This is a genomic window from Salinicola sp. 4072, from assembly GCF_036663415.1.
Taxonomy (GTDB): Bacteria; Pseudomonadota; Gammaproteobacteria; order Pseudomonadales; family Halomonadaceae; genus Salinicola; species Salinicola salarius_A.
In genome coordinates, this window is the sequence record NZ_JAXOVV010000013.1 from 49,321 (window position 1) to 62,116 (window position 12,796).

The following is a 12,796-nucleotide window of genomic DNA, read 5'->3' on the forward strand; positions in this document are numbered from 1 at the left end:
TCAGCGTTTCCCTCTCCGATTGACGCTTCGGCCAGGGTCCCGCGCAACCACGATGATGCCGTGCGTAGCCGTCAAACTCGCTCGGCGATGATCTCTTTCCACTTGGCAGGTCCGGTCTGGTGGACCGATGTTCCCAGGTGATCCACGGCGACCGTAACCGGCATGTCCTCGACCTCGAACTCGTAGATCGCTTCCATACCCAGGTCATCGAAAGCGATGACTTCCGCTTTCTTGATGGCCTGTGCCACCAGGTACGCCGCGCCACCGACAGCCATCAGGTACACCGCCTGGTTGTCGCGAATGGCTTCGATCGCCACTGCCCCGCGCTCCGCCTTGCCGACCATGCCGAGCAGGCCGGTCTGTTCGAGCATGGTACGCGTGAACTTGTCCATGCGGGTGGCGGTGGTCGGCCCTGCCGGCCCTACCACTTCATCACCCACCGGATCGACCGGCCCGACGTAGTAGATGAACCGGTTTTTCAGATCGACCGGCAGGCTCTCCCCCTTGGCCAGCATATCGACCATTCGCTTGTGGGCAGCGTCACGCCCGGTCAGCAATTTGCCCGACAGCAGCACGGTATCGCCAGGCTGCCACTCGCGCACGGCTTCGGGAGTGATCTCGTCGAGGTTGACGCGGCGCACGCCCTCGCCCACCTCCCAGGTGATTTCCGGCCAGTCGTCGAGCTTCGGCGCCGGCAGTTCGGCAGCACCGCTGCCATCGAGAGTGAAATGGACGTGGCGCGTCGCCGCGCAGTTGGGAATGATGGCGACCGGCTTGTTGGCGGCGTGGGTCGGGTAATCCTTGACCTTGATGTCGAGCACCGTCGTCAGACCGCCCAGCCCCTGAGCACCGATGCCGCTCTGGTTGACCTTCTCGAACAGCTCGAGACGCAGCTCCTCGGCCCGGTTGTTGGCGCCACGAGCCTGCAACGCCTGGATATCGATGGGATCGAGCAGCGCTTCCTTCGCCAGTTCCATCGCCTTTTCCGCGGTTCCGCCAATGCCGATACCCAGCATGCCCGGCGGACACCAGCCTGCCCCCATCTTGGGCAGCTGTTCCATGACCCAGTCGACGACGCTATCCGACGGATTGAGCATGGCGAACTTGGATTTCGCTTCACTGCCGCCGCCCTTGGCGGCGACATGAATTTCCACCGTATCGCCCGGCACCAGCTTGTGATGGATGATCGCCGGCGTGTTGTCGCCGGTGTTCTGGCGTTTGCCATCGGGATCGGCCAGGACTGATGCGCGAAGGACGTTATCCGGCAGCGTATAGGCGCGGCGAACGCCTTCGTTGACCATGTCGTCGAGGCTCATGTCCGCTTCCCAGCGAACATTCATGCCGACGTGAACGAAGACCGTGACGATGCCCGTGTCCTGGCAGATCGGACGGTGGCCGGTGGCACACATCCTCGAGTTGATCAGGATTTGTGCGATGGCATCGCGCGCGGCGGGATTCTCTTCCCGCTGGTACGCCGCGTGCATGGCATCGATGAAATCCTTGGGATGGTAATAGGAGATGTACTGCAGCGCATCGGCCACGCTTTGGATGAGATCCTCCTGGCGGATCATGGTCATCAAGGTACTCCTGGCTGGTCACGGTAACTGCCCGACGGGTTCATCGCCCGTGAGTCGGTAATTTCAAGCGCGGGAATTATACCTGAGCAACTGGAAATTGGCAGTTTGTTACAAGGTGTCAGTATAAAAGATAACGGTATAATCTTTTACTTCATCTGATTCTCTAATACGACCCCATGCGATTTCTTCAGCCCTGCTGGCAAACAGCACAATAATAGAACCGGCGAGACGCGACAGACTCACGCTGGATAGTGGCGCCGCAGGCGTGGCAAGGCTTTCCATCACGATCGAAAACGGCGAATCGCCACTGGGCGCGACGCTCACCGGCTTGCTGCATTCGCTTTCGCCAGACCGGCCGATTGGTCACGCCCGCTTCGCGATACGCCTGGTGAATCGTCGTCAGGATGCTGTTCGCGAGTTTTTCCCGCTGGGTATCAGACAGATCCTTGGGCCGCTTCATGGGCCTGAGCCCGGCATAGAACAGGATCTCCGAGCGCAGGTAATTGCCGATGCCTGCGTAGAACCCTTGATCGAGCAACAAGCTGCCCAGGCCTCGGCTCGCGAACCGACGCTCGCCCAGTCTCGCGACGATATCCCCTGTCGAGACATCATGCGTCAGCAGGTCCGGGCCTAGTCGCGCCAGAAATGGCTGCCGCTCCAGGGTTTCTGTGGTCCACAACGAGATATCGGAAGCGCTGTAGAGGCTCGCCGTATGCCGAGAGGTCGACAACCGGGCGCGCAGGATGCGATTTGTCCGAGGCGGCTGGTCGCTCCGATGGAGACGCCAGACGCCATAGAGCTGGTTATGGGAATAGAGCACGTGACCGTCGGCAAATATCACAAGCAGCGCCTTGCCCCAGCAATCGACCGCGGTCACGTGAGTCTGCCGCAAGCGCCCTGCCATCGCTTCAAGCTCAGGGAAGGCAAACCAGACCTGCGTCAGCGGCACACCAACCAATACCTTGCCTAATCGATCCGCGACGCGACGGATTTCTGGGCCTTCCGGCATAAAACAACGCTACCTCGATGCAGATTCGTCTATCCCGACGTCGATTTATCCCAGTTCCAGCAGACGCGCCTTCAAGGTATGCAATTGATCACGCAGCTTCGCGGCCTGCTCGAACTCCAGGTTCTGTGCAGCCTCGTGCATACGATCCTCGAGCTTGCCGATTTCCTTGGTCAACTGCGGCGCGTTCATCGCGCTCAGAGCTTCGCGGGTATAGTCGCCCGGGGCTTCCGCCACCAGCTGCTCGGTACGCTTGCGGCCGCCCTTGCGGCTGCCCGGCGCTTGCGCGCCTTCCATGATATCGGCGACGGACTTGGTCACCGTCATCGGCGTGATTCCGTGCCGCTCGTTGTGCTCGATCTGCTTGTTGCGGCGGCGTTCGGTTTCGTCCATGGCTCGTCGCATCGAGTCGGTAATGCGATCGCCATAGAGAATCGCCTTGCCGTGGGCGTTACGGGCGGCGCGGCCGATCGTCTGGATCAGAGAACGTTCGGCACGCAGGAAGCCTTCCTTGTCGGCATCCAGAATCGCGACCAACGAGACTTCCGGAATATCGAGCCCCTCGCGCAGCAGGTTGATGCCGACCAGCACGTCGAACTTGCCCAGCCGAAGGTCACGGATGATCTCGACCCGTTCGACGGTATCGATATCCGAATGGAGGTAGCGGACGCGAATATCGTGCTCGTCGAAATACTCGGTCAGGTCTTCCGCCATCCGCTTGGTCAAGGTCGTCACCAGCACGCGCTCTCCGACGTCGACGCGCAACCGAATCTCCGAGAGCAGATCGTCGACTTGCGTGCTCGCCGGGCGCACCTCGATGTCGGGGTCGACCAGCCCCGTCGGACGCACCACCTGCTCGACCACCTGGCCGGCGTGCTCTGCCTCATACGGTCCGGGCGTCGCCGAGACGAATACCGTCTGCGGGACGATGCCCTCCCACTCTTCGAAGGTCATGGGGCGGTTGTCCAGCGCCGAGGGCAGGCGGAAGCCATATTCTACCAGGGTTTCCTTGCGCGAACGGTCGCCCCGATACATACCGCCGACCTGGGGCACGCTGACGTGCGATTCGTCGATGAACAGCAGCGCGTCATCCGGCAGGTAGTCGAAGAATGTCGGCGGCGCCTGCCCCGGCGCTCGCCCCGACAGATAGCGCGAGTAATTCTCGATACCGTTGCAGTAGCCCAGCTCGAGCATCATCTCGATGTCGTAGAGCGTGCGCTGCTCGAGACGCTGCGCCTCGACCAGACGTTCGTGCTTTCTGAGATATTCGAGCCGGTCCGCCAGCTCCTGCTTGATCGACTCGATCGCGCCGAGGATCGTGTCGCGGGGCGTCACGTAGTGGCTCTTAGGGTAGATCGTCATGCGCGGTACCTGCCCGCGCACTTCTCCCGTCAGCGGATCGAACAGTCGAATCGAGTCGATTTCGTCGTCGAACAGCTCGATGCGCACGCCTTCGTCCTCGGCATCCGCCGGGAAGACATCGATGACATCGCCGCGCACACGATACGTCCCGCGCCGGAAGTCCGAATCGTTACGCGTATATTGCAGCTCAGCCAGCCGGCGCAGAAAGCTGCGCTGGTCGATCTGCTCGCCCCGATTGAAATGCAGGCGCATCTTCATGTACTGCTCGGGATCGCCGAGACCGTAGATCGCGGAGACCGATACCACGATCAAGGCGTCTCGACGTTCCAGCAACGCCTTGGTCGCCGACAACCGCATCTGCTCGATGTGATCGTTGATCGAGGCGTCCTTCTCGATGAAGGTGTCGGAAGAAGGCACGTACGCTTCCGGCTGGTAGTAGTCGTAGTAGGAGACGAAATACTCGACCGCGTTGTCCGGGAAGAAGCTCTTGAATTCGCCGTAGAGCTGGGCCGCCAGCGTCTTGTTGGGCGCGAGCACGATCGTCGGCCGCTGCAGCGTCTCGACGACGTTAGCCATCGTGAAGGTCTTGCCGGAGCCGGTGACGCCGAGCAGTGTCTGGTGCGACAAGCCGGCACCGAGGCCGCGAACCAGCCCTTCGATGGCGGCCGGCTGGTCCCCGGCCGGACGATACTTGGATTGAATCTTGAAGGGTTTGTTCATGATCACTAATTAGGGGTCAAAGTATCTACGTTCAAGGGCAAGCCGGTTCATTCGACCATTGTCGCGTTGCGGACTAACGTCTCACTGCGCCGTTGAATCAATCATTGTGCGGTGAAACCCGCCTTCAACGAGGCAACGGCCTTGATCAGCGCGTCGCGGGTGACACGCCCCTCGACTTCGGCCCATTCTCTTCCGATATCGACGCTTTCGACACCGTCCACCATCATCAGGGCCGTGGTAACGCGGTTGAGATCTTCAGGAGTGGATACCCCTTTCAGCGTCAGATTGATCCGGGACATGCAGGTTTCTCCACTACGGTCTTTTTACGACGGCCTTTCTGCGACAAGGTTCAGACAACGTTCAGGCCAGCAGCATAGCGTAGCACGTCGTTTTCAGGGCTGACGTTGCAATGGAGGGGAATCGACGCCATCTTGACGCCAGACTTGTACCGATATCCAGGCATCGGATATCCCGGTACATCATCAATATTGTTACAGGAGAGTTTGGATGGACGATTGGCTGGCACATCTCAAGGCCGCAGGCGGGCGCCAGTTGAACGATCACGACTGGCATTTCCCGGAAGGCGGTCATCGGCTTGCCGAGGGCAATGGCCTGATACCGCTGACGCATTTCCGCATTCTGGAATGCGAAGGTCCCGATGCCGCCCGCTTTCTGCAGGGCCAGACCAGTGCCAACATCGATCACGCCGATGGCGCTTTTGCCCCGCTGACGGCCTTCTGCACGCCCAAGGGCAGAATGATCGCCAATGCCGAGATACTCAAGGTCTCTGCCGAACGCTACTGGCTGCTGCTGGATGCCTCCCTGGCGGGACCGCTGGCCACACAGCTGGGAAAATACGCCCCTTTCTACAAGATGACGCTGCGTCATCGCGAGGATTTGGCAATCATCGGCATGATTGGCGAGCCCGAATCATGGGCCGACGCCGATCTTCCCGATCTACCCCGCCTCGACTGGCATATGACGCAGCAGGACGACGTTCTTGCCTTGCGCCACCCTGCCAGCCGATCACGCTTCGTGTTGATTCTGCCCGCGTCTCGGGCCGCTGCGCGGTGGGACACGTTGAGTCGGCATGCCAAGCCCGCCGATACGGCCCTGTGGCGGCGCGCGGACATCGGTGCCGGCGTCGCCTGGCTAACCGCCGAACACAGCGATGCGTTCCTGCCGCAGATGATCAACTGGGAAGCGTTGGGCGGCATCAGTTTCCGCAAGGGCTGTTACACCGGGCAGGAGGTCGTGGCGCGGGCGCATTTTCGCGGGCAGGTCAAACGACGCTTGCAGATCGCCACCCTGGAAGGCGCTTCGGTACCGGCCATCGGCGACGAGATCCGTAGCGCGGAAGACAAGCGCGTGGGCGAAATCTTCCAGGCCACGGCCGGTGACGACACCAAACACTGCGACATCCTCGCTGTCATCAATACCAGTGTGGATGGCGAATCGGCGCTGTTCGTGGGGGATCGCAAGCTGACCCTGCGTGACTTGCCTTATCCGCTGGAGCGTCTCGACCCTGAGCGGATCGTGGGCGACTGAAACACGAACCGACGTTCACCCGTCAGCATCGAGACCGAACAGTCGATGCGTGTTGACCCAGGCGTTGGCGATCACGGATTCCCGTGTCTGGCCTCGCAGACGGGCAACCGTCTCGGCTGTCTCCATCAGGTGAGCAGGTTCGTTACGCTGCCCCTGACGCCCGGATAGCGGCATGTCCGGGCTGTCGCTTTCCAGCACGAAGCCGTCGTCGGGGATCGACTGCACCGCCCGATGCAGTCGTTTAGCCCGATCGTAAGTCACCGCGCCTCCCAACCCGAGACTATAGCCGAGATCCAGAAATCTCCCGGCCTGCTGCGGGCTACCTCCGAAAGCATGAATCAATCCCCGTGCCGGCAGATCGAGCTGCCTGAGCCGCTTGGCCACCTGGTCGTCGGCATGGACGCAGTGAATGATGATGGGTAGCCGATGCCGTTTGGCCAGTTGAAGCTGCGCCTCGAACAGCGACCACTGCTGCTCCAGCGTATCCTCGAATCTGGCATCGATGCCGCATTCACCGATACCGACCAGAGATTCGTGACGCCCGATTTCATCCGCCAGCGCTTCCAGATCGCTGTCGGCATGCTCGTCGGTGAAATAGGGATGCAGCCCCAGCGACGCGACGACGTCATCGCGTCGGCTCAGCTCGAGCACGTGGTTCCAGCGCTGGCGCGTCGTTCCCGGCACCATGAAACGCGAAACGCCGGCCGCATGGGCGCGGTCAAAAGCGGCCTCGCGGTCGGCGTCGAAACGGTCGAAATCCAGATGACAGTGAGCGTCGAACAGCATCGATCAGCTCGCAATGCCATTTTCCGGTGGAAGATCGGCCGTGCAGTGGCCGCACTTGGTCGCTTTGATGGGTATCGTCATGAAACAGTGCGGGCACGCCTTGTCCGACGGCGCCTGGGGAGCGACCGCCTCCTCGCGCTTCAAGCGATTGATGGTGCGTACCAGCAGGAAGACGACGAAGGCAACGATGACGAAACTGATCACCGCATTCAGGAACAGCCCGTAGTCCAGCGTGACGGCGCCGGCCTCCTGCGCAGCCGACAACGTCGCATATGGTCCCGGTATGCCGCCTTCCTTGAGCACGACGAAGAAATTCGCGAAGTCGACGCCACCGATGAGCAACCCGAGCACCGGATTGAAGATATTCTTCACCAGGCTCTGCACAATCAACGTGAACGCACCACCGATGATGATGCCCACCGCCATATCGACGACGTTACCCTTGACGGCAAACTCTCGAAACTCTTTCAAGAATTTGGAAGCCATCGTCATTCTCCTTTTTCTGGTCGACCGAATAGCCGAGCACAAACCAACGGCGCCTTCTGACGCATGGAGTGAACTTCGTCAGCATGGCGCAAGCACTACGGAGCGGCAAGATCGACGCGACCGCTCCTGTCGGACGACAGCGGGTTCAGTGCTCGCGGGTGGCCCTGAACTCGATTTCCGGCCAGCGTTCCTGGGTCATCTGCAGGTTGACTCGGGTCGGCGCCAGATAGGTCAGGTAGTCCCCGCCATCCAGGGCCAGGTTAGTGCTGGCCTTTCGCTTGAACTCGTCGAGCTTCTTGGCATCCTTGCTGTAGATCCAGCGCGCCGTATTGACATTGACGGGCTCATAAATGCAGTCGACCTTGTACTCTTCCTTGAGCCGGTGCGCGACCACATCGAACTGCAACGTGCCAACCGCACCGACGATCAGGTCGTTATTGTCCAGCGGCAGGAAGACCTGCGTCGCGCCCTCCTCGGAGAGCTGCTGGAGCCCTTTCTGCAGCGCCTTCATCTTGAGCGGGTCACGGAGCCGGACGCGGCGGAACAGTTCCGGGGCAAAGTGCGGGATCCCGAGGAAGCGCATGTCCTCGCCGGCCGTGAAGGTATCCCCGATCTGGATCGTGCCGTGATTGTGCAGACCGATGATATCGCCGGGCCAGGCCTCTTCGACGTGAGACCGATCGGACGCCATGAACGTCAACGCGTCCGCGATCTTGACGTCCTTGCCGATACGCACGTGGCGCATCTTCATGTTGCGTTCGTACTTGCCGGAGCAGATGCGCAGAAACGCCACCCGGTCCCGGTGCTTGGGATCCATGTTGGCCTGGATCTTGAAAACGAAGCCGGAAAAACGCCCATCGTCGGCCACCACTTCACGGGTATCGGTCTCCCGCGCCTGGGGCGTCGGCGCGAATTCGACGAAGCCGTTGAGCATTTCGCGCACGCCGAAGTTGCCCATCGCGGTACCGAAATAGACCGGAGACAGCTCCCCGCGACGATAGGCTTCCAGGTCGAAGGGGTGGGATGCGCCACGGACCAGCTCGACCTCCATGCGCAGTTCTTCAGCTGCACTCTCGCCGAGTACCCGGTCGACCTCTTCGCTGTCCAGCCCTTCGATGCGCTTGTCTTCCGGAATCCGATTGCCCTGCCCCTGGGTGTAGAGATGGATCACATCGTCATAGAGGTGATAGACGCCCTTGAACTGTCGGCCCATGCCGATCGGCCAGGTCATCGGGGCACACTGCATGTTGAGGACCGTCTCGATCTCGTCCATTACCTCGATCGGATCGCGCGTCTCCCGATCCATCTTGTTGATGAAGGTCAGGATCGGCGTGGTTCGCAGCCGGCAGACCTCCATCAGCTTGATGGTACGGTCCTCGACGCCCTTGGCGGCATCGATGACCATCAAGGCAGAGTCCACGGCGGTGAGGGTGCGATAGGTATCTTCGGAGAAATCCTCGTGGCCAGGCGTGTCGAGCAGGTTGACGATGCGCCCGTTGTAGGGAAACTGCATCACCGAGGTAGTGACCGAGATGCCCCGCTCCTGCTCCATTTTCATCCAGTCGGAGGTCGCGTGGCGCTCGGCCCGCTTGCTCTTGACCGAACCGGCGAGCTGAATGGCGTTCCCGAACAGCAGCATTTTTTCGGTAATCGTGGTCTTGCCCGCGTCCGGGTGACTGATGATGGCAAAAGTGCGGCGAAGGGCTGCTTCCTGCGCAAGCTGAGCATCTGACATGAGTGATTTCACTGACTGAAGGCGACTCGCACGGCATCGACCGATGGTGCAGAGTTCGCGGGGACTCGAAGATGGCGGCGATTGTACGCGTTGAGCCGCAAGAGTTGTAGCCGCCTCGATGCCAGACTTCCTGAGTTCAAAAAGCGCTTAATCTCATCTTACAGCACTAAAAAAGCGCTATTAAGCCGCCTTTTCTCGACAGGTTAGAAGCATGGCGGCGTGTTAGCCTGATTGTGAAAAGCCCCGGCATCCACGCCGAGACATTCCCAAGACTTCCTGCGCAGAGACTCCGAGATGAAGCCAATCCTAGGGCATGACGCCGACGACAAACCGCTCCGCGAGGGCGATACCGTAACGATGGATTCCCCTCAGGCTTCTCCGGACGCGCCGTCGATAGGCATCGTTGCCGGTCTGGCGCCACACAACAACCCCGACGATGCGGTACAGAGCTTGCGCATGACCGACGGCAGCTTGGTCTATGACGTTCATTGCCGCCAGACGGATGCCACCACTTCCTCTCATTGACAGCGGTAAACCATCCTCTCAGCCGTTGCTGGTCGACGAATCCTGACCAGCCGGCACCTCCTCGCCGGCTAGACCTGCCTGCGACAAACGGGCGCCCCTCTTTCTCCCTCTCGACGGCCTGAACACACTCACGCCGCCCCTCGGCATGCGTTACCATAAGGCAGGCTTGGGCAGCGATATCGAGTCAGCCGCCCCGCCCCGTCAATCGATCGCCGACTCGACTCCGGAGAGACCATGCTGCAGCCGCTTCCGCTCTCAACGCCGAACCGCAACCTGGTTCGCTTGACGATCGTCCGCGGTATCACCTGGACCGGCTTTCTCGCCGCGATCATTTTCGGTATCGAAGTACTGGGATTCCAGCTGCATGTGCTGCCGGTCATCAGCGTCATCGTCGCCATGGGATTGTTCAACGTCGCGACATGGTGGCGCCTTGGCAGACCCCGGGCGGTTACCGATACCGAATATCTGCTGCACTGGCTGGTCGACATTGCCGGACTGAGTCTGCTGTTTTACTACACTGGCGGCTCGACCAATCCTTTCATCACCTATCTGCTGGTTCCACTGGGCATCGCCGCCGCCACGCTTCCCTGGCTCTATGCCTGGATCATTGCCATGGCAGCCACCGCCAGCTACACCACGATGATGCTGGTCTACCAGCCGGTCCCGCAGTTGACCAACAGCACCATCGTCTTTGGTGTGCAACTGCACACCCTGGGCATGTGGCTGAACTTCATTCTGTCCGGCAGCCTGCTGACGTTCTTCATTTTCAAGATGGCGCATACGCTGCGCCGCCGCGACATGACGCTGTCTCGCACCCGTGAAGCGGCATTGCGCAACGAGCAGATCCTGGCGGTGGCCACCCAGGCCGCAGGTACCGCCCACGAGCTTGGTTCGCCGCTCTCGACGATGGCGGTGCTGCTCAATGAGATGCGCCACGAAGCCAGTGAGCAGCCGGCATTGATCGAGGATATCGACATGCTGCGCAAGCAGGTCGATACCTGCAAGCAGCGCCTGCAGACTCTCGTCGCCAATGCCGACCGCCGCCGCCTGGAAAAGCCCGAGATACGCCGGGCGACCCCCTGGCTCGAGAATCTGATCCAGCGCTGGCTGGTACTGCGACCGGACGTCCATCACCGGCTGGAGGTGCTCGGCAAGCGGGGGCAACCCAGCATTGCCGTGGACGCGACACTGGAGCAGGCATTGATCAACTTGCTCAATAACGCGGCCGATGCCAGCCCTGATGCCATCGTGACCAGTCTCGACTGGGATGCCGAAGAGGTGGTCATCGATATCCGCGATCACGGCCCGGGCGTGCCGATGTCGATCGCGGATCAGCTGGGCGACACCTTCATCTCGACCAAGAGCAAGGGCATGGGCATCGGCCTGTTTCTGACTCACGCCACCGTCAACCGATTCGGCGGCGGCGTCAGTCTCTACAACCATGAAGAAGGCGGTACGTTGACCGAGGTCAAGCTTCCCCGCGTCAAGGCTGGCGATAGCCTGTGATGCCACTTCGGTCCGCCATCCACCGATGAGGAGTCAGCGATGAGTGAACAGGAACGGACGAATCAGCAGGAACGTCTGCTGATCGTCGACGACGACGAACAGCTCTGTTTCGTCATGGAGCGCGCCATGCGCCGCCGTGGCTACGACGTGGTCGTCGCTCATACCCACGACCAAGCTCTCGCGGCAGCGCGGGAAGCACCGCCCGCGCTGGCGACGCTGGACCTCAAGCTGGAGTCCGACTCCGGCCTGAAACTGCTGCCCGCGCTACTGGAGGTGGCTCCGGCGTGTCGCATCGTCGTGCTGACCGGTTACTCGAGCATCGCTACTGCCGTGGAAGCGATGAAACTGGGCGCAGTCAACTATCTTTGCAAGCCCGCCGACGCGGACGAGATCCTGCTGTCGCTGGAGCGCGAAAGCGGCGATGTCGATGTGGAAATCGCCGACAACCCTCCATCGGTCAACCGCGTGACCTGGGAGCATATCCAGAAGGTCCTGCATGAGCACGACGGCAATATCTCGGCCACGGCCCGAGCGCTGGGCATGCACCGCCGCACCCTGCAACGTAAACTGCAGAAACGTCCGGTAAGACACTGACGACTCACCTTCCCTTCACGACAGGAGCCCAACGTGAATCACCCCCAACGCCTCGAGCAGATGATCCGCATCGCCCGCCGGGCTGGCGACATGATCGTCCAGGCGCGTCAGAAGCAGAACTTTTCCCACGATTACAAAGGGGGAGACGAACTGGTGACCGAGGTGGATGTGGCCGTCGATCAGATGATCGCCGACGAACTCGAAGCCCTCTTCCCCGGCGAAGCCAGGCTGACCGAAGAGCTGGCGCCGGATCGCAGTCAGCTCGAGCAGCGCGGCCCGCTCTGGGTCGTCGATCCCATCGATGGCACCGTCAACTTTGCCTATGGGCACGCTCACGTTGCCGTATCGATCGCCTGGGCAGTGGATGGGGAAGTTCAGCTCGGTGTGGTTCACGCACCGTTCCTCGGCGAAACCTTCACCGCCACGCGCGGCCAGGGGGCGCAGCTCAACGAGGAATCGATGCACTGCAGTCGACCGACCACACTGGAGCGAAGTCTGGTCGCGACGGGTTTTCCGTACGCCCGCGACAAGCGTGGCCCGCTGATCAGGCGTCTCAACCACGTCGTCCATGCCTGCCGCGACGTGCGGCGTAACGGCTCCGCAGCCCTCGACCTCTGCCATGTCGGCTGCGGCCAGCTGGATGCCTACTATGAAAGCGTCTCTCCGTGGGACTTCGCCGCCGGGCTGCTCATCGCGCGGGAGGCCGGCGCCAGCACGAGCCACCTCTACGAATGTCCGGATGGACTCCCCGTCGAGCTCTACGGCGAGAACCTGCTGGTCAGCGCTCCCGATATTCACGGCGCGCTAGGGGACCTGCTGCGTGATGCCGATGCGGGGCGCCCTCTCGCACCCTGATCCCGCTGCTCAGCCATGACTCCGTGCCGGCATTGTTGAAGATATCATCTACCCTGACGATCTTCATGGTGGCGGGCACCATGAAGCTTATAGTGG

The 12,796-nt window shown here is 61.2% G+C and carries 12 protein-coding genes; 5 read left to right on the plus strand and 7 right to left on the minus strand.

Going from position 1 to position 12,796, the window contains the following annotated elements; genetic code table 11:
- Window positions 1-71: 71 nt before the first annotated feature.
- The 4 genes from R3F72_RS10500 to R3F72_RS10515 form a co-directional block, all read right to left on the minus strand.
- Window positions 72-1,577: a fumarate hydratase gene (locus R3F72_RS10500; RefSeq protein ID WP_332779591.1), complete on the minus strand. Its 1,506-nt coding sequence runs from the start codon at window positions 1,575-1,577 to the stop codon at window positions 72-74.
- A 187-nt stretch (window positions 1,578-1,764) separates the two neighbouring features.
- Complete coding sequence (gene nei / locus R3F72_RS10505; protein ID WP_087719706.1) at window positions 1,765-2,586, minus strand: endonuclease VIII; 822 nt, start codon at window positions 2,584-2,586, stop codon at window positions 1,765-1,767.
- A gap of 45 nt (window positions 2,587-2,631) precedes the next feature.
- Window positions 2,632-4,665, minus strand: a complete 2,034-nt coding sequence (uvrB, locus tag R3F72_RS10510; RefSeq protein WP_332779592.1) for an excinuclease ABC subunit UvrB — start codon at window positions 4,663-4,665, stop codon at window positions 2,632-2,634.
- 101 nt (window positions 4,666-4,766) lie between these two features.
- The gene (locus R3F72_RS10515; RefSeq protein ID WP_332779593.1) at window positions 4,767-4,964 is read right to left on the minus strand and encodes a heavy-metal-associated domain-containing protein; all 198 of its coding nucleotides are present in this window, start codon (window positions 4,962-4,964) and stop codon (window positions 4,767-4,769) included.
- 208 nt (window positions 4,965-5,172) lie between these two features.
- Here R3F72_RS10515 and ygfZ point away from each other — a divergent pair, with 208 nt between their 5' ends.
- On the plus strand, window positions 5,173-6,213 hold the full coding sequence (ygfZ, locus tag R3F72_RS10520; RefSeq protein ID WP_332779594.1) for a CAF17-like 4Fe-4S cluster assembly/insertion protein YgfZ: 1,041 nt from the start codon (window positions 5,173-5,175) through the stop codon (window positions 6,211-6,213).
- A 15-nt stretch (window positions 6,214-6,228) separates the two neighbouring features.
- Here ygfZ and R3F72_RS10525 read toward each other — a convergent pair whose 3' ends face one another.
- The 3 genes from R3F72_RS10525 to R3F72_RS10535 form a co-directional block, all read right to left on the minus strand.
- Window positions 6,229-6,999, minus strand: a complete 771-nt coding sequence (locus R3F72_RS10525) for a TatD family hydrolase (RefSeq protein WP_332779595.1) — start codon at window positions 6,997-6,999, stop codon at window positions 6,229-6,231.
- A gap of 3 nt (window positions 7,000-7,002) precedes the next feature.
- Window positions 7,003-7,485 (minus strand): large-conductance mechanosensitive channel protein MscL, encoded by a 483-nt coding sequence (mscL, locus tag R3F72_RS10530; protein WP_087719701.1) that lies wholly within the window; start codon window positions 7,483-7,485, stop codon window positions 7,003-7,005.
- A gap of 145 nt (window positions 7,486-7,630) precedes the next feature.
- The gene (locus tag R3F72_RS10535; protein ID WP_332779596.1) at window positions 7,631-9,220 is read right to left on the minus strand and encodes a peptide chain release factor 3; all 1,590 of its coding nucleotides are present in this window, start codon (window positions 9,218-9,220) and stop codon (window positions 7,631-7,633) included.
- A 294-nt stretch (window positions 9,221-9,514) separates the two neighbouring features.
- Here R3F72_RS10535 and R3F72_RS10540 point away from each other — a divergent pair, with 294 nt between their 5' ends.
- From R3F72_RS10540 to R3F72_RS10555, 4 genes are all read left to right on the plus strand, one after another.
- Complete coding sequence (locus R3F72_RS10540; RefSeq protein WP_332779597.1) at window positions 9,515-9,745, plus strand: hypothetical protein; 231 nt, start codon at window positions 9,515-9,517, stop codon at window positions 9,743-9,745.
- A gap of 234 nt (window positions 9,746-9,979) precedes the next feature.
- On the plus strand, window positions 9,980-11,251 hold the full coding sequence (locus tag R3F72_RS10545) for an ATP-binding protein (RefSeq protein WP_087719698.1): 1,272 nt from the start codon (window positions 9,980-9,982) through the stop codon (window positions 11,249-11,251).
- Window positions 11,252-11,290: 39 nt separating this feature from the next.
- Window positions 11,291-11,845: a response regulator transcription factor gene (locus tag R3F72_RS10550; protein ID WP_087719697.1), complete on the plus strand. Its 555-nt coding sequence runs from the start codon at window positions 11,291-11,293 to the stop codon at window positions 11,843-11,845.
- A 33-nt stretch (window positions 11,846-11,878) separates the two neighbouring features.
- Complete coding sequence (locus R3F72_RS10555; RefSeq protein WP_256961286.1) at window positions 11,879-12,700, plus strand: inositol monophosphatase family protein; 822 nt, start codon at window positions 11,879-11,881, stop codon at window positions 12,698-12,700.
- The last annotated feature ends 96 nt before the right edge of the window (window positions 12,701-12,796 follow it).